The following is a 19092-nucleotide window of genomic DNA, read 5'->3' on the forward strand; positions in this document are numbered from 1 at the left end:
GATTAAACAGAATAACAAATGAGACATATATATAAAGGACTTGCGTTGTGTGCAGCTTTGGTTGCAGGTTCAACAGGTGTTTATGCCCAAGAAGCCGAGACCGATACGCTCGACAAGGTGCAAGTGGCATTCCGCGCTGTCGATAAACAAGACCTTATGGGCGGTGTGTCGGTAATAGACATGAAGGAGATGGCCAAAAAGAACTATGCCACCAGCAGTATCGAGTATATCGAAAACGTGGTCGGCGGTGTCAATGGCGGTCTCTGGGGATATGGCGACTATCTCGTTGTGGTAGATGGAATGGTTCGCGATGCCAACAACGTGCTTCCACAGGAAATAGACCAAGTTACCCTGCTTAAAGGTTCGGCTGCCGTAGTGCTCTACGGACCACGTGCTGCTAAGGGTGTGTTGCAGATTACTACCAAGCGCGGACAGATGGGCGACCTCCGTATCAACGCACATGCTGACATGAGTATTGGTACTCCCATCTCGTTCCCCAAGTATCTGGGATCTGCTGAATATATGAGTTACTATAACCAAGCTCGTATCAATGACGGTTATGATAAGAACTATTCAGACGAGGAAATCTATAACTTCGCTTCTGGAAAGAATCCATACCGTTATCCTAACTTTGATATGTACGACAGCCAGTATCGTCGTGACTTCACCACTCGCTATGAGGGAATCGTCGAAGTTACCGGTGGTACAGAGCGTGTGAAGTACTACACTACTTTAGGTTACTATCGCAACAACGAACTGTTGAAGGTGGGTAATACCAAGGACAACTTTACCAGCCGTTTCTTCGTGCGTGGTAACATGGACGTGAAATTCAACGACTGGTTGTCTGCTAAGGCCGATGCTAATGTGACCTTCTACGATGCATTCGCTGCAAAGACTGATTGGTGGGGACAGGCCGCTACATTGCGTCCACATCTCGTTTCTCCATTGATTCCCATCAGTTTCATCGAGTCAACCGACAAAGTATCGCTCGGTTCGGTGATGAACAGTAACTACCTGCAAAATGGATTCTTCTTCGGTGGTACACAGTCGAACCCCACCAACCCTTATGCTGATGCTTTCGCAGCAGGTGACAACAAGTTTGTAAGTCGTCAGTTCCAGTTCAATACTGAGTTTGACATAAATCTCGCTGCACTGACACAGGGTCTGATGTTCCGTGCTAAATACGGTATCGACTATGCTTCTACCTACAACCAGGGTTATAGCAACAGCTATGCTACCTTCTCACCAACTTGGACTAACTATAACGGTCCTGACATGATTGGTAGCATCACCCAGTATGGTGAAGACAAGAAGACCGGTCAGCAGTATATCAGCGATTCTTCTTACCGCTATACTTATAATGTTAGCGGACAGTTTGATTGGGCTCGTACATTTGATGGCGTACACAACGTGTTCGCTATGGCACTCGCCAATGCTTGGCAGACTCAGCGCAATGGTCACTACCATCGCACTACCAATGCCAACCTCGGCTTGCAGTTGTCGTATAACTACGACCATACTTACTATTTTGACTTCAGCGCTGCTATGCCATATTCAACCAAGTTGCCTGCAGGCAACCGTGCTGCAATCTCTCCCACAGTGACTTTGGGATGGCGTCCTACTAAGGATGTGCTGAAAGATACTTTCGTAGATGATTTGATGGTGAACGTATCTGGTGGTATCATCAACCAGGATATCGACATCACTGCCAGCGATAACGAAGACGGATACTTCATGTATAAGACCATCTTACAGACCGGTGGATGGTATTCATGGGGTGACCTCGAAGGCGGTGCTGCTACTGAGTTCCAGCGTGGTGACAACTATGACATGGGCTTCGTAAAGCGTAAGGAGTTCTCTGTAGGTCTCCGCGGTTCGTTGCTCGATAAACTTATCACTTTTGACGTGAACTTCTTCACCAGCAAGATGGATGGTATGTTGACACGTGCTACTTCGCTCTTCCCGAACTACTTCACACAGACTGGTTATCCTACCTCTTCTATTATTCCTTATGTGAACTACAACATTGACAAACGTATTGGTGTTGACTTCAGTGTATATGGAAACAAGAAGATCGGTGAAGTGGATTTGAGCCTCGGTGTAAGCGGTACATGGTATAAGAGTACTGCCGACAAGCGCGACGAGAACATAGAGTTTGATTATCTCTCAGCTATTGGTCGTCCGCTCAACGGACTTTGGGGCTTGAAGAGCGATGGTTTCTTCAACTCACAGGAAGAAATCGATGCAGCTCCTGAGCAGACCTTCGGTGAGGTAAAACCTGGTGATATCAAGTATGTTGATATGAACAACGACGGTAAGATTGATGATAACGACCGCGTATTCCTCGGACGTTGGGACACTCCATTCCGCATGGGTCTGAACCTTACTGCTAAGTGGAAGAACTTCACCTTCTTTGCAATGGGTAACCTCTGGTTGGGTGGCCATGCCATGAAGAGTGACTCTTACTGGTGGGTTCGTGGTACAGGTAAGTACTCTGAGGTAGTTCGCAACGCTTGGACTCCCGAGACTGCTGCTACTGCCACTTATCCACGTCTGACCACTACCAATGGTGACAACAACTTCCGCTATTCAGACTTCTGGATGTACAGCACTGATCGCTTCAACCTCTCGCGCGTACAGATTACATACGCACTTCCAAGCAACCTCTTCGAAGGTTCGTTCGTACGTGGTATCGACGTTTATGTGGGTGGAAGCAACCTGCTGACCATTGCCAAGGAGCGTAAGATTCTGGAGACCAACATCGGTGGTGCACCTCAGATGCGCTCTTACAACATTGGTTTCAGAGCTTCGTTCTAATTAGTAACTCATAAATCAAAGAAAAATGAAAACATTCAAAAAAGTAGCAATACTTTCAACAATGATAGCTCCTTTGATGCTCTCGTTGACCAGCTGTGATGACTTGTTCAATCCAGCTCCAGAGAACTTTAAAGGCGAGGAAGACCTGAAGGAAATGCCTTCATGGGCTGCCGGACTGTTGGCACATGCCTATATCAGCAATCCTTTGGGTAACGGTGGTGAGAGCTATCCTTGGTCGGAAACCGCTACGGACGATGCTGTTTCAAACGATGTGAACAACGGATTCCGTAAAATTGCAGGCGGTGCATGGCGCAAGGACAATAATCCTCTCGACCAGTGGCAGCATCTGCGTGCCTCTATGCAGTATATCAACCTGTTCCTCAAAACTTCTGAGGACGTGACTTGGGCAGCTGACGAAGTTTCGTCAAAACTCTATAAGATGCGTTTCCAAGGTGATGCCTATGGTATGCGCGCCCTCTATATCTATCACCTGCTCCGTGCTCACGCTGGATGGACAGAAGATGGCAAACTGCTGGGTGTGCCCATTCTGACTGAGCCTGAGAATGTGAATTCACAGTTCAACTATCCACGTAACACATTCCAAGAGTGTATCGCTCAGATTGATGCCGACGTGAATAAGGCTGTGGAATTGCTGCCTGAAGAATATGGTGACGTCAATGCTGATGGTGATGTGCCTGCCAAATACCAGCAACTCGGTGCTGCTGCTTCGCAGTACAACCGTGTGTTTGGTGTGACTGCAAAGAACCGTATGAGCGCACGCATTGCTAAAGCTGTACGTGCACAGGCTTACCTCTTGGCAGCCAGTCCTGCTTTTGCAGAAGGTTCTGGTGTGACCTGGGAACAAGCTGCCAAGGCTATGGCTGACGTTTGCAAATATTTAGGTTCTAATCCTGTCTCACAACTCGATCCTAAGGGTGATGACTGGTTTACCAATGCCGACGCTCTGAAGAACCTCGCTAATGGTCAGAATACTAATGAATGGCTCTGGCGTACTAATGCTGGCGAAAGCTCTGGCATGGAGGAGAATAACTTCCCACCAACTATGTTTGGTAAAGGTCGTATCAATCCTTCACAGAACCTCGTCGATGCTTTCCCCATGGCAAACGGTTATCCCATCAGCGCTGCTGCAGCAAACTATGATGCTCAGAATCCATACGCAAACCGCGACCCACGTTTGGCTAAGTTCATTGTGCTGAACAAGTCTATGTTTGGTGGCAAGGAAATCGTTACTGCTTTCGATGGTACTGACAACAATGCTATGGACAAGAAGGATGGTGAGTCAACACGTACTGGATACTACATGCGTAAACTTCTCAATGGTGATGTAAACTGTAATCCTACTTCAAAGCAGGGTAAACACCACATCAAACCACTCATGCGCTTCACAGAATTCTTCCTCGGATTTGCTGAGGCTGCTAATGAGGCATGGGGACCAAGAGACAGTCGTATGGGCTTCTCAGCATACGATGTGATGAAGGCTATCCGTGAACGTGCTGGCATCTGTGCCAACGTTGACGACCCCTATCTGAACGAATGTGCTGCCGATAAAGATAAGATGCGTGAACTGATTCACAACGAGCGTCGTATAGAACTCTGCTTCGAAGGATTCCGTTTCTGGGATCTCCGTCGTTGGAAGGCAGACTTGAATGAGACTGTCAAAGGTATGAAGATTACTGGCGACCCCGCACACTATGAGGTGGTTGACGTAGAAACACGTTCATACAAAGACTATATGTACTGGGGTCCTATCCCTTACAGTGAGACCCTGAAATATGATCAGCTCCAACAGAATAAGGGCTGGTAATCAATGACATTATTAATAAAAACTGAAAAACAATGAAAATGAATAATATCAAAGCGATGGTTGCCCTTGGGGTTCTGGCTCTTGCCTCTACTTCTTGTGAGAATGGCGATTGGGATTTCCCCGATTTCGAATATTCGACAACTTATTTCGCTTATCAGGGGGAACAGAACCCTATCCGTACCATTACTCTGGGTGAAGATCCTGAGTATGATACCAAACTGGACAATAACCACCAGTGTCAGATCATTGCCACAATGGGTGGTGTGTATGACAACAAAAACGATGTGATTATCCAGATTGCTGTTGACAACTCGCTTTGCGACGGTATGAAGTTCAAGGGCACAGATCAGCCTGTAGTGGCTATGCCTTCCAACTATTATAAACTTGCTGCCAATCAGATCGTTATCCCTAAAGGTAAGGTGATCGGTGGTGTGACTGTACAGTTGACCGATGATTTCTTCAACGATCCTAAAGCTACTGAACTCAACTATGTGATTCCAGTGAAGATGGTTAGCGCTGTGGGTGTTGACAGTATCCTCTCTGGTAAACCCAAAGAAGGTATTGAGAATCCTTCAATAACCAACCTTGGTGACTGGGATGTGGCTCCAAAGAACTACGTGCTCTATGCTGTGAAATATATCAGCAAGTACCAGTCAAACTATCTGCGTCGTGGTGTTGATAACTACGCTGACGGTAGAACAGTGGTACGTCATGCTGGATTCGTAGAGAAGGACGAAGTAGTGCTCAACCAGTTTAAGACTCTTGGTGTCAATAGCGTACAGTGGGATCGTCCTGCAAAGGATAATGCCGGCAACAATATTGATTGCTTGTTGAAACTCGACTTCGATGGCAACGGTACTTGTACCGTATCGTCGAATGTAGAAGGTGTAACTGCTACTGGTACAGGTCAGTATGCTGATAAAGGTGATAAGAACAGTTGGGGTGGTAAAGACCGCGATGTGCTCTATCTTGACTACACCGTTGAGTATAGCGGCATCAAGTGTGCTACCAAGGATACATTAGTTGTTCGCGACCGTGGTGTGAAATCCGATTGGTTCGCCTTCGAAAAGTAATTAGGTTTCTGATTTAAACAATAACAAAAGTATGAAACATTCAAACAAGATTTTAGGAGCTATGCTGCTGGCTACTGCCGCTCTCGCCACTTCGTGTGTCGATGACGACAAGCTGGGCTATGCTTTCGAAAAACCAGCCTCTATTGCAGGCATGGAATATCTTGCAGACTACGACGCATTAAAAACATACGTCAACCGTTCAGAGCACCCCAACTTCAAGTTGGGTGTGGCTTTGGCTGCCTCTGACTATAATGCTGACGGTCTGGTGACCCGTTTGGCCAACTCTAACTATGACGAGATGACTGCGGGCAACGCTATGAAGTACGCTTCATGTGTGAAAGATGATGGCAAGATGGACTTCGGTACCGTTGAAGCCTTTGTCAACAACGCTAAAGAAAATGGTATTACCATCTATGGTCATACGCTGGCTTGGCATGCACAGCAGAACAATAACTATCTCAATGGTATTATAGCTGCCAAGGAAATTGAGGTGGATCCAGATGCTAAGGTTGATAAGATTGACTATGAGAAAGATTGGAGTACTGCCCCTGGCTATTATTTCTGGGCTCCAGATGAGGTAAAGGCCAATATCAAGGTTAACACCGTAGAAGGTGCTCTTCAGATTGACAACGCTAAAGCTATTGACAACTGGAAGGTTCAGTATCATGTGGCTGATGGTCTGCCCACTGTTGCTGGTAATACCTATAAGTTGAAGATGACTATCAAGGCTACTGGTCAAGGTACCATGAGTTGGGGCGTTGGCGGCTGGGGTGGTCGCGCAGAAGGCTCTTTCGGTTTCGATACAGAATGGAAAGAGTTTGAGAAAGAGTTTGTGGCCACTGCCGATGGTGGATTTGTTCTCTGTCAGACTGGTCAGTTTGTAGGTTCCATCTATATCAAGAACGTTCAGATTACTCACTCTGAATCTCCTGTAATGGAAGTCTTCAAAGACTATATCACCAATGGCGCAATGGAAAGCGGTAAGTCAATGGATAACTTTGTGGTGGCTGAAGCTGGTAAAGGGCAATTCACTCCAACAGCTGTTGCCGGAGGTCCAGAAGGTAAGAACTGCATCGTAATCCATGGTAATGCTAATGCTACAAATGAATGGGATACCCAGTTCTTTATCTATACTCCAAAGATAAATTGGAAGGCTGGTGACCAATATAAGATTTCATTCTACTACAAGGCTTCCGAGAACATCGGTTCTGCTACTCAGTGTCACGGTGCTCCTGGCGGTTATATCCACTGGGCTTGTCTCCCTGCCAATCCCAACTTTACTACCAAGTGGCAGAAGTATGAGATGACAGGAACCATCCCCTCACAGGTTACAGATGCTAACCCCATGCACTCCATTGCCTTCAATCTCAACATAGGTAAGGTTGATCACGCTGTTGACTACTATTTCGCTGACGTACATTGGGGCGTAATGGAGAAAACCAACAAGATTGAACTCACCGATGAAGAGAAGAAGGATACCTTGACTTGGGCTATGGATCAGTGGATTACTGGTATGATGAAGGCAACCAACGGCTATGTTACATCATGGGACGTTGTCAATGAGCCTCTTGCTGGTGATGACCTTGATGGTGATGGCAAGTATGACTTGCAGTCGGCTACTCGTGGTACAGTGAGCGAGAAAGATGCTGCCAACAACTTCTATTGGCAGGATTACCTCGGTGATGTTGACTATGTGCGCACCGCTGTGAAACTGGCTCGTCAGCGCTTCGCTGAGAATGGTGGTGAAGGTGAACTGAAACTCTTCATCAACGACTATAATCTCGAGTCTGATTGGGATGATAATATGAAGGCTAATTCGCTCGTGAAGTGGATTGAGGAATGGGAGAAAGACGGTACTAAGATTGATGGTATCGGTACGCAGATGCACATCTCTTACTATGCTAACGAGGCTACACGCAACTCGAAGTTCCAGCACATTGTGAAGATGTTCGAAATCCTTGCAGCTTCAGGTAAACTCGTGAAGATCTCTGAACTTGATCTGGGTTATGTGGATGCAGACGGTAACAAGCTGAAGACACAGGATCTTACTGATGAGCAACACAGAGAGATGTCTGAATACTACAAGAATGTTATTGCAGCATACTTCAAGTATGTGCCTGCTGCACAGCAATACGGTATCACCAACTGGTGTATTACCGATGCTCCTGCCAACAGTGGATGGCGTCCAGGCGAGCCTGTTGGACTTTGGGACAGCAACTACAACCGCAAACATTGCTATGCTGGTTATGCTGACGGTCTGGCTGGCAAAGGCACCGTAGAATAAGAAACTAGTTTTTATTAATACTTCAAGGATAACGTGTTTATCCGGCACGAGGACTGTGTCTCTGGCACGGTCCTCGTTTGTTTATCTATTTTTATGGTGTAAAGATGCTCTTATCTGACAAAAATTGAGTATCTTTGCATGTCTAAAACTATGGATAGATGAATGATTTAAAACAAATGATTATTGGGGTGGGGGCTTGTTGCTTCCTGCTATTCCTAATGGGGTGTGGCGGTATGCGTAAACCTGCAAAACAAAGCCAAGCGCTGCCCAGCATTTTTCCCGATTATACTGATGTGACTATTCCATCAAATATCGCACCACTCAACTTCATGATAGAAGGAGCTGAACATATTCAGGCGCGTTTCCTTGTGGCGGAAAAGGAATTATTGGCTGTGTATGGCGACGAAGTTATTGATATTCCCGAAGACGACTGGAAACACCTGTTACAACAGACAGTTGGAAGGAAAATGCAGGTAGAGGTGGCTGTCTGGGATGAAAAGCATCCAGATGGTATCGGTTATCGTCCATTTAATATTTCTGTGGCAAAGGATAGTATTGATCCTTGGATTGCCTATCGACTGATAGAACCGGGGTATGAAGCATGGCAATTCATGGGCATCTACCAACGTGAGCTTGGTAGTTTTTGTGAGCGCGAGATCGTATCTAATAAAACTACAACAAGTGCTTGCATCAACTGTCATCATTTCGACCGACGCTCAGCGAAACGCATGATGTTTCATGCCCGTGGAGAGAATGGTGGCACAATAATTCTTGATCAGGGGCAACTGAAAAAGGTGGATCCAAAGAAAATGGGACCACAGAAAGGTGCTGTCTATCCTGCATGGCATCCCGAAGGCAGATACATCGCTTTTTCATCGAACACCACCAACCAAACCTTCTTCGGTCAGGGGCGTCAGCCACTGGAAGTCTATGACCGTGCCTCAGACTTGATATTGTATGATACTAAAGAGAATCAGGTGACTGCAGACAATCGTTTTCTCAATGAAGAAAGAATGGAGACCTTCCCTGCTTGGTCACCCGATGGTAAGTGGCTCTATTTCTGTTCGGCACCTGCCAAGAAACTTCCTGATGAGCGCAAGGAGATGCATTATTCTATCCTGCGCGTGGCTTTCGACAGTCAAACAGGACTGTTGGGAGAACAGGTCGATACCTTATATAATGCGCGTATGGAAGGAGGAAGTGCTTCGTTCCCACGAATCTCTCCCGATGGTCGATACCTGTTGTTTACTTTGGCGGACTATGGCACATTTCCTATTTGGCACAACGAGGCTGACCTGAAAATGATAGATTTAACGACGGGTAAACCTGTGGATGTGGATGCGTGGAATGCAAAGGATCAGACAGATAGCTATCATGCGTGGTCTGCCAATGGCAGATGGGCAATGATTGCCAGCCGGCGTCTTGATGGTCGTTATACTCGTGTATATTTCGGTTACCTCGATGCTAATGGCAAGGCACACAAGCCTTTCTTGTTGCCACAGAAAGATCCGCGCAGCAATACTCTGCGATTGAAATCATATAATATTCCTGACTTTGTGGATGGCAGGGTGGAAATGCCCCAAGAGGTAGTAGAACTATTTCGTTGTCCCGATAAACTGATACAATGATGAAAATTCCCAAAATATCAACATCTGTGGCAATGGCTTTGTCTGCCCTTGCTCTCTTTGTAAGCCTTTGGCTCGTATGGTATAATAATTTTTATTATGTCCTGAAATGGATGGAGAATTATACTTTCTATAGTTCTTCGTCTGACATGATATTCCTTGGTGCGGTAATGCCAGGAGACGTGTTGAAGGTTGTTGGAGCCTGGCTGATGCAGTTCTATTATTATCCAGTAGTAGGTGCTACTGTTCAGGCATTGCTTCCTGTCATGGTGTTTCTGGCTGCAGCTATTGTTGTGGTGCGCCTTTTCAAGGAATCGCGTAAACTCTTGTGGATAGCCATGATTCCTGTGGTCTATGTTGTGGGCAGCCAGTTCTGGGATAATGAATTGGACAAGACACTTACTGCCGTATTGGTTTCATGGGGCGTAGCCTTGATAGTATTCATCCTAACACTAAAAAATCGCAGAATATTCCATTTCCCGTCATTTATCTCGAATGGTTATGTGGCTGTGGTGGCCACGTTAATGCTCTTATTGGTTTCGGTCTATCAACTTGGTTATAAAGATAAATCCAACAATATACATGCGTTCTATTGTCAGTTGGAATGTCTTGCAGAAGACCGGCAATGGGATGAAATACTGGAACTTACACCTCCTGGGGTTGCACAAGAGAGTTTTATAGCCAGACGATTTGCCTTACTGGCTTTGATAGAGAAGGGACGTTTGAACAAAGAGATGTTCCTCTATGGCGTGACATCTGCGGATGACTTTATCTTCAAAGACCATGACGAACCGCTCTGCCGCCATTTCAATAGCCTGTTTTTCCGTTCGATGAATATGCCCAATGAGGTTGTTAGACAGAGTTTTCAACAGCAGATACTATCAACCTTCGGTACCAGTTTTAATGTACTTCGACGATTGGCAGTAACCAATTTGGAAATAAAAAACTATCCGTTGGCAAAGAAATACCTTGATATATTGAGTCATTCGACCGTGATGAAGTCATGGGCAGAAGAACGTCGTCCGCAGTTGGAAGCCATTAAAAATGCTAAGCCCGACTATGAACAACGGTTGGATCAATTCTATTCTGCTGATCTTCTGGTAGCTATGGTAGCTATGGCAGACCGCTATCCGACAGAACGGAAATATGCAGATGTGCTGCTTTGCGCTCTATTGGCCAATAAAGACGGTAATCAGTTTTATCCAGCCTTTAAGGTTATTGCTGAACGACAATACGCGCACGGAGAACCTATTCCTGCCTATTATGAGCAGGCATTGATGTTGGTAGCGGCCTCAGAACCCGAGGTGATGCAACTCTACAAGATTAGTCAGCAGACGCAGGATGCTTTTCAGAATGTGATGAAATTGCTCAACAGTGGACAGAAATCGCAACTTCCCAACTTGCTCCCTAATTCTTTCTGGGCATATTTCTTTTAAAAGAGAATATGAAGTTTTAGATTGAATTTAACCCAAATCGGTCGTTAGAATTCGCAAGACAACTTTTTCTGATGACCGATTTGGGGTTTGTGTTTATTTTTTCATTCGTACCAGTTCTTATTGGTATTTTGAGGCTTAATGTTGAGTAATTCAAACTTTTTGTTTATCTTTGCATAAGAATTCTTTTCACCCATGCCTTGATTATTGTGAGGCAGAATAGATATGGAGGGAAAATAGCGTATGGAATACCAAGAAACAGAGAATAAATAAGAAAACTACTCGTTAAAAGAACAACAAGAAATGGAATGGATTGAAAGTCTTTTTACTATACACTCAGCAGTACAGACTGTAGTGGTGCTGTCGCTCATTACCTCTTTAGGACTTGCCCTTGGTAAAATTCATATCAGAGGCATTTCGCTAGGCATGGCTTTTGTGTTTTTTATAGGTATTGTGGCAGGAAGCCTGCATTTTTCTGCTGACGAACAAATGCTGACATTTGCTGAGACATTCGGCTTGTCGCTATTTGTTTATGCCTTAGGACTGCATGTGGGTCCCAACTTTATTGGTATGATGCGTCACGAAGGTACGAAACTCAATATATGGAGTATGGGAGTAATTGCGCTTGGCACGGTCATGGCGCTATCGTTATGTCTGGTATTGCCCATTTCAGTACCTGATATGGTCGGACTCCTCTGTGGTGCTACCACCAATACTCCGGCACTTGGTGCAGCCCAACAGGCACTTTCCAATGCCCATCTGTCGCATAGTGGTGCTGCACTGGGTTGCGCTGTGACCTATCCGCTTGGTGTGGTTGGTGTGATATTTGTTATGATTCTGTTGCGAAAATTCTTTGTCAAACCGGAAGATTTGCAACCTCATAATAAAGATGATGAAGACCAGACATTTGTTGGGCAGTATGAAGTGGTGAATCCTGCCATTTCGTGTAAAACGATTGCTGAAATATCGCAGATGACACACCGTCAGTTTATTATCTCGCGCATATGGCGTGGAGACCGTGTGATAGTACCTATTGCCTCTACCGAATTACAAATAGGTGATAATGTGCTTGTGGTGACTAAACGTGATGAGGTGTCTGCCATGGATATTCTCTTTGGTAAACGCGTAGTGAAAGACTGGAATAGGGAGCAGATAGACTGGAACGCTATAGATTCATCGGTGGAGAGTCGTGTAATTGTCATGACACAAGTAAAACTCAATGGTAGAACGCTCGGTTCACTCCATATCCGACAGACTTATGGGGTTAATGTGAGTCGTGTGATGCGTGGCGATATCAAACTGCTTGCTACCGATGCTCTCCATTTGCAATATGGTGACCGAGTGACCGTGGTTGGTACTCCAGATAATCTTGACCATGCAGAAGCTTTCTTAGGTAACGCAGTACAAGTGCTCAACGAACCTAATCTCGGAGCCATCTTCTTCGGATTACTGTTGGGACTTGCCTTAGGAATGATTCCGTTTTCTATTCCAGGAATGAGTACTCCTGTGAAACTTGGAATTGCCGGTGGTCCGATTATTATGGGAATTTTGATAGGTGCCTTGGGACCTCGTGTACATTTCATTAGTTATACTACGCGGTCGGCGTCGCTCATGTTGCGCAAGTTGGGACTTTCGCTTTATCTGGCCTGTCTGGGCCTGGCTGCCGGTAAGGATTTCCTTGCAACCATCATACGTCCTGAAGGTTTACTGTGGGTAGGAGTTGGTCTATTGCTTACTATGCTTCCACTTCTTATCATAGGCATTATTGCCCTGAAGGCCAAGAAATTTGATTTCGGTACTATATGTGGTCTGCTCTGTGGTTCGATGGCAAACCCCATGGCGTTGGGTTATGCCAACGAGACCATTGAGGGCGAACATGTTGCCGTGGCCTATACTTCGGTTTATCCTCTCGGTATGTTTGTAAGAGTGATAATTGCTCAGGTGATTATCATGTTTATGGTTTAGAACGTAGGGGAAAGGTGAAGTAGAACTTTTCCCTTTTGTTGCATAAGGACAAAAAATAAGCCGCTAGACTCTCGTCTAGCGGCTTTTTCTCTCAATTCGTAGCGAATTAGTTTACGCTATCAGTTGCAACGCTATCAACTGCAGTGCTGTCAGCAACGCTGTCAACAGCAGCTACAGAATCGGTGTCAACCTCAGCAGTCTGAGCTTTGTTACCACATGATGCGAAAGAGATAGCTGCAATAGCTACGAACATAAATACCAATTTTTTCATTTTTCTTTGCTTTTTAAATCTGTAAAACAATCATTTGTTTATTAAAACGTTGCAAAGGTAGGCATTTTTTCAATACGTTGTTCTTTTTTTTAAGACTTTTTTTAGTGTTGTTTTGTAACTTTTTCGCAAAGTGTTGATATACAGGTATATACGAAATGTTAAAATTTGGATAATATTGAGGCATTTCTTAAAAAACAGCGAAAAACCCGTTTTTTGCATTTACTTGAGCACATTGTCTTTTACCCAATTTGCCTCTAAATTGCCGTTCTATGGGCAATTTAGGTCAATCATCAACTAAGAAAGCGCCGTTTATATCGCTTTTTACTATCCCTGTATTAGCAGTTTTGTGTAGGTTGCGTCTCTCTCTTACTTACTTTTGTTCTCCCATCGTGTTCCTATTATCGTCCGTCAGTTATGGGACTTGCTTGGGATTTACTTATGACTTACTTGGGATTGACGTGGTAAATAGGCTGTGTGCCTTATGGGAACTGAGTTCCCGAAGACATCCCGAACTCATCCCGACGGTATAAGATAGGTATAGTAATTATTGGAAGTGCTTAATTTGGGTCCGGAGAATGGAATGTAGAAAGAAAAACTCAATTTTCTTTTTGTATTCTACTCACTTAATCGTACCTTTGACCTGTCGGTCTTAGGTACTCACGTTCGATAATCCAAAAGAAAAACTTAATTTTCTTTTTGTATTCTACTCACTTAATCGTACCTTTGCACGAGAAAACGTAATATATATAAATAAGGTATGATTGATACATCGGCATTTCAAGGAAAACGAGCCGCCTATTTTACTTTGGGTTGTAAACTGAACTTTTCTGAAACATCGACTTTTGGAAAGATGCTCCATGATATGGGAGTGACAACAGCACAGAAAGGTGAACGGGCAGACCTCTGTCTCATTAATACATGCTCTGTTACGGAGGTTGCCGACCATAAATGCCGTCAGGCAATTCATCGTTTGGTGCGCCAGAATCCTGGTGCTTTTGTTGTCGTTACGGGGTGTTATGCTCAGTTGAAACCTCAAACGGTGAGTGAAATAGAAGGGGTAAGTCTTGTGCTTGGTGCTAACGAGAAGGCGCAACTCATCCAGTTTCTCTCAGAGAAATGGGGTGAAGTGTTGGGTGGAGCCGATATTTCTGTTCCCGATGGGCAGGATGAAAAGACTAAATCCGGAGAAGGCCACTATTTTGTGCAGAAAACCAAAGATATCAAAAGTTTTGCACCCAGTTGTTCACGAGGCAATCGCACTCGCTATTTCTTGAAAGTACAGGATGGTTGCGATTATTTTTGCACCTATTGTACCATTCCATACGCACGTGGCTTCAGCCGCAATCCAACCATCGCCTCTCTGGTGGAACAAGCAGAGCAGGCAGCTGCAGAAGGCGGCAAGGAAATTGTGTTGACTGGTGTGAACATCGGAGACTTTGGAAAGACTACCGGTGAAAGCTTTGTAGATTTGGTTAAGGCATTGGATGGAGTGAAAGGAATCTCACGTTACCGTATCAGTAGTCTTGAACCCGACTTGATGAGCGATGAACTCATCGACTATTGTGCTCAGAGTCGTGCTTTCATGCCCCATTATCACATACCGCTACAGAGTGGAAGTGATATGGTATTGAAATTGATGCACCGCCATTACGACCGTCAACTCTTTGCCGATAAGATACATCGCATCAAGGAAGTAACACCTGAAGCTTTTATCGGCGTGGATGTTATGGTGGGGTGTAGAGGCGAAACACCAGAATGCTTTGAGGAAACATTTGAATTCCTGCAATCGCTTGATGTTACCCAGCTTCACGTGTTCCCTTATTCAGAGCGTCCTGGAACATCGGCACTCTCCATTCCCTATGTGGTCAGCGATCAAGATAAGCGTGAGCGTAGTAGAAGACTGTTGGAACTCTCCGATCAGAAGACCGAAAATTTCTATCGCCAGTTTATTGGCACTACAGCCGAAGTTCTGTTTGAAAAGGCACCACGAGGCAAAGCCATGCATGGATTCACCAAAAACTACGTTCGTGTGGAACTTCCTGCCGCAGAAGCACGTGAGGAATATGACAACCAGCTGATGACCGTCAGACTTGGCGACTTCAATCACGATCATAGTGCCCTACGTGTTACATTAAAATAAACAAGAACATCACAACTCAATATCACAACCCGCAAAAGATGGATAAACTGGCAATTGTTATTCTCAACTGGAACGGACAGAAAATGTTGCATCAATATCTGCCTACCGTTCTACAATACTCCAAGGATGACGCTGTAATCTATGTGGCAGATAATGCCTCGACAGACCAATCGCTCGCTATGCTTGCCAGCGAGTTTCCATCGTGCAGAACCATTCCTCTTGATAAAAACTGGGGATTTGCTGAAGGCTACAATAAAGCGTTGAAACAGATAGACGCAGAGTATTATCTGCTGCTCAACTCTGATATTGAGGTGACCCATCATTGGCTGACACCCCTTATCGAGTTTATGGATGTACATCCTGAAGTGGCAGCCTGTCAGCCTAAGCTCCTTTCCATCTATGACCGCGACCGATTTGAGTATGCTGGAGCAAGCGGAGGTTTCATCGACTGTTATGGTTATCCCTTCTGTCGCGGACGTGTGTTCGAGACGGTAGAACAGGATAACGGACAATATGATTTCCGGCAGGAAATACATTGGGCAACAGGTGCTGCTATGATGATTCGTTCTGCCGACTATTGGGCTGTGGGCGGACTTGACGGTCGTTTCTTTGCGCATAATGAGGAAATCGACCTCTGTTGGCGATTGCGTATTAGCGGACGAAAGATATATTGCTTGCCAGAGAGTTACGTCTATCATGTGGGAGGAGGAACGCTCCCTAAGGGCAATCCCATGAAGACCTTCCTCAATTTCCGCAATAATCTTACCATGCTTTATAAATGTCTGCCCGATAAACAGCTTCACAAGGTGATGCTGATACGTTGGGTGCTTGACTATGTGGCTGCATGGAAGTCGCTCCTGCTTGACCGTAATGTCAGCGAGTTCCTGGCTGTTTATCGTGCACGCCATGCCTTCCGCCGTTGGCGTAAGGATTTTGCAGAAGACCGTAAAACAATTCAGGCCGGCAGAACTTCTGCCAGCCTGACGGATACTTGTACGTTTAGTATTCTTTGGCAGTATTATGCCAAAGGGCGCAAACGTTATTCGGATTTTGTTTGACGGAGCTTTTCCGTTACCACAACGGGATTCATGAGGTCTTTCTTCCACAACAGGAGATAGTCGAACCAGTCTTTGGCAGAATGATAGCCAAAGGTCTCGTTGTCAGAACCGAACGTGATATAGTAGCGCATGGCCTTATCGATACCGCCGATGACATAAGGATAGTTGTCTTTGTTGGCAGGCTGTTCGCTCACAACATGTTTCATGGGAAGGCAAATGCCCAATCCAACTGTTTCGCGCTTATGACCTACAGAATCTTTGGCAGATACCGTCCAGTCAGAACCCCAACAACCGCGTAGTCCCTCATGATCGGAATATTCCGTTGAGTTTTTTATATTGATGATACCTGTAGAAAATTGATGGTTGGCAACTGCTTGTCTGAAAAATACATCAACTTGGCAGTCTCGGCGACCAGCATAGAGCGTGTAGCGTGTGGTCATCGTTATAGGATAGGGATGGAAAGCGTTGTTGCCCGTTTTGTCTTTCCAACCATCGTCCACCACTTCTACTATCGTGCGTAAGGGCCCGTAGCTGATGATGCGTTCTGTGCGATGATCCACATCCTCCAAGAGGGTAGGCTGCTGTCCGTCCCATCCGCGCATAGTGCCCAGTCCAAATGTGTTACCCACCCAGAGCACGTCGTCACCATAGCCTGCCTCCTTTTGCTGCTTGTTGGTGTAGAATTGTGTTTCCTTCAGTTCCAGTCCCTTACGGTATTTTCCATAGAGATCTACGGTCTGACGATGATCGAAATAGATGCGATAAGCCACTAACTCGTTTTCAAAGGCTGGTCCGTGGTGATGCATCTGCCAGTAAGGGTTTGTGCCGTTCTCAACGGTCAGACTGCTGATAAACAGGTTTTGCTCGTTATTGGACTTTACTTTCTTGTTGAGCAGTATCATATCAGCATACACCAGAGGCTTGTATTTTCTTGGTTTTCCGCTGTTGAGCAGTTCTACGTTGTAGGTTGTCGTAGATTTCTTTGGCATATCTGCCATGAAACAGAGTTCATCGTAACAGCCGTCACCATTGAGGTCGTCCAGCTGAGATGCAATTTCCTGCCCGTTCATTTTAACAATGGCTTGACAGATGTCAGTACCGTATGGAGCAAGATTAATCACGATGGGTTGGGCGGTACGCTCCGTCTTCATGGTGTTTTTTACAGTAATGTCTAATTGTTTCTGTGCCATAAGTACACAGCAAGACAAGCCACAGAGGGCAATAGTTGCTATTTTACGTTTCATATACCGAAAATCTCTTATGTTTGTTTTCTGATTAGTTTTTCTTGTGCAAAATTAGCCTTTTTACCTTGTTTTTTATCTTTTTTTTGCTTAAAACTTGGAATATAAAATATTTTTTAGTAAATTTGCGGTGTATTTTAACATTATATAATATTACAAAGACGGCCTTTTTTATATCAATGCGGAAAACTTATATACTTTTGTCGGTTGTGATGCTGATATGCCTCGGTTGCGAGTGGCGCCTGAAATCGGGCGATACTGAAATGGGGCATGACCAGTCGTTGATAGACCGATATGATCGTATTGAGATGCTTTATCTGACCACTGGCGATTATTCCGCTTTGCAGCAGATGCAATCCGACTATCCTGGTCAAACTCGGATGTTGATAGAGGATGTGTTGCATATAGGCCATGTGAATGATGTTGGCATCAACCAACGTTTCCGCCATTTCTTCTGCGATTCTACGCTTCAGCGCTTGTTGGCAGATGTACAGGTGGAGTTTGCCAGTCTTGATGATGTGTCGCATGACTTGCAGAAGGCTTTCAAGCGCATGAGAAAAGAGTTTCCCGATATCGTGCTTCCTACCATCTATACTCAGATTGGTTCTTTTGACCAGAGCATAGTAGTAGATAGCAATATGGTTGGTGTCTCGCTCGATAAGTATTTAGGTGCCGACTATCCATTTTATCTGCAGCATTATTCTGACGCGCAGCGTGCGATGATGACTCGTCAGATGATAGTTCCCGATTGTGTGGCATTCTATATTTTGAGTATGTTCCCAACACCTGATGGCTTGACCAAAGCGGAAATACATCGTGAGCTGCGTGCTGGAAAAATTCAATGGGTTGCTAATCAGATTGTTGGAAGGCGTGCTTTTCGTAATCCAGAAGTTGATGCAATAGATCGCTATATGAAATCTAATCGACACAAGTCTATTCAGCAGTTGCTCAACAGTCACGATGCTATCGTGGAATGAGCAACCACGTTTCTTTAGATGGTTGTCCTTTGTACTTTAGAATCCCATAGTTTTTATTTGTGCCCTTTTCTTTGAGAATCTTATGTAAAGAAATTGTGCTAATATTTGTCGTTTAGCTCCATTACAGTATTACAGTATTACAGTTTCTGAAAACGATTTTTAGGCTTATATAATGGATTTTTCATGTTTTTGCTTGGCAAAAATGCTGGAAACCCATTGTTTTTGCTTTTTGCACTAGTGTCCACTAAAAACGATTAACAATCGTTGTAAGTGGTTGATATGCGACAAAATACGAGCAAAAAATGACTCTATGGGTTAGAAATGACTATCTTTGCAGAAAATTACAATCTGTAAGTTAGTTTAGACTCATGAATCAAGGTACA

Annotated in this window: 12 protein-coding genes; 10 read left to right on the forward strand and 2 right to left on the reverse strand. The window is 44.8% G+C overall.

The annotated features are described in order from the left end of the window. Window positions 1-18: 18 nt before the first annotated feature. The 7 genes from CIK93_RS05920 to CIK93_RS05950 all read left to right on the forward strand — a co-directional run bounded on the left by CIK93_RS05920 (window position 19) and on the right by CIK93_RS05950 (window position 13022). Window positions 19-2817, forward strand: coding sequence for a SusC/RagA family TonB-linked outer membrane protein (locus CIK93_RS05920; protein WP_094390584.1), 2799 nt, complete (start codon window positions 19-21; stop codon window positions 2815-2817). A gap of 25 nt (window positions 2818-2842) precedes the next feature. Next, the gene (locus tag CIK93_RS05925; RefSeq protein WP_094390583.1) at window positions 2843-4642 is read left to right on the forward strand and encodes a RagB/SusD family nutrient uptake outer membrane protein; all 1800 of its coding nucleotides are present in this window, start codon (window positions 2843-2845) and stop codon (window positions 4640-4642) included. 32 nt (window positions 4643-4674) lie between these two features. Continuing rightward, the gene (locus CIK93_RS05930; protein WP_094446857.1) at window positions 4675-5715 is read left to right on the forward strand and encodes a DUF5627 domain-containing protein; all 1041 of its coding nucleotides are present in this window, start codon (window positions 4675-4677) and stop codon (window positions 5713-5715) included. Window positions 5716-5746: 31 nt separating this feature from the next. Beyond that, a complete protein-coding gene (locus CIK93_RS05935; protein WP_094446858.1) occupies window positions 5747-7999 on the forward strand; it encodes an endo-1,4-beta-xylanase in 2253 nt (750 codons plus the stop codon). A 158-nt stretch (window positions 8000-8157) separates the two neighbouring features. Further along, window positions 8158-9627 (forward strand): PD40 domain-containing protein, encoded by a 1470-nt coding sequence (locus tag CIK93_RS05940; RefSeq protein WP_094446859.1) that lies wholly within the window; start codon window positions 8158-8160, stop codon window positions 9625-9627. Further along, window positions 9624-11060: a DUF6057 family protein gene (locus CIK93_RS05945; RefSeq protein WP_094446860.1), complete on the forward strand. Its 1437-nt coding sequence runs from the start codon at window positions 9624-9626 to the stop codon at window positions 11058-11060. Before CIK93_RS05940 ends, CIK93_RS05945 begins: the two co-directional genes overlap by 4 nt. Window positions 11061-11360: 300 nt before the next feature. Further along, window positions 11361-13022 carry a putative transporter gene (locus CIK93_RS05950; RefSeq protein WP_094440562.1) on the forward strand — a complete coding sequence of 554 codons (1662 nt, stop codon included), beginning with the start codon at window positions 11361-11363 and terminating at the stop codon, window positions 13020-13022. Window positions 13023-13128: 106 nt separating this feature from the next. Here CIK93_RS05950 and CIK93_RS13765 read toward each other — a convergent pair whose 3' ends face one another. Further along, a complete protein-coding gene (locus CIK93_RS13765) occupies window positions 13129-13293 on the reverse strand; it encodes a hypothetical protein (protein WP_173815123.1) in 165 nt (54 codons plus the stop codon). A 757-nt stretch (window positions 13294-14050) separates the two neighbouring features. Here CIK93_RS13765 and mtaB point away from each other — a divergent pair. Beyond that, on the forward strand, window positions 14051-15433 hold the full coding sequence (gene mtaB / locus CIK93_RS05955; RefSeq protein ID WP_094446861.1) for a tRNA (N(6)-L-threonylcarbamoyladenosine(37)-C(2))-methylthiotransferase MtaB: 1383 nt from the start codon (window positions 14051-14053) through the stop codon (window positions 15431-15433). 38 nt (window positions 15434-15471) lie between these two features. Continuing rightward, on the forward strand, window positions 15472-16491 hold the full coding sequence (locus CIK93_RS05960; protein ID WP_094446862.1) for a glycosyltransferase family 2 protein: 1020 nt from the start codon (window positions 15472-15474) through the stop codon (window positions 16489-16491). Here CIK93_RS05960 and CIK93_RS05965 read toward each other — a convergent pair. Next, complete coding sequence (locus CIK93_RS05965) at window positions 16473-17735, reverse strand: DUF4861 domain-containing protein (RefSeq protein WP_094446863.1); 1263 nt, start codon at window positions 17733-17735, stop codon at window positions 16473-16475. The genes CIK93_RS05960 and CIK93_RS05965 overlap by 19 nt on opposite strands. Before the next feature lie 176 nt (window positions 17736-17911). On the opposite strand from CIK93_RS05965, the gene CIK93_RS05970 reads away from it, so the two are divergent. Beyond that, window positions 17912-18709 carry a hypothetical protein gene (locus CIK93_RS05970; RefSeq protein ID WP_094390574.1) on the forward strand — a complete coding sequence of 266 codons (798 nt, stop codon included), beginning with the start codon at window positions 17912-17914 and terminating at the stop codon, window positions 18707-18709. Window positions 18710-19092 lie beyond the last annotated feature (383 nt).

The organism is Prevotella sp. P3-92, assembly GCF_002251205.1.
Classification (GTDB): domain Bacteria; phylum Bacteroidota; class Bacteroidia; order Bacteroidales; family Bacteroidaceae; genus Prevotella.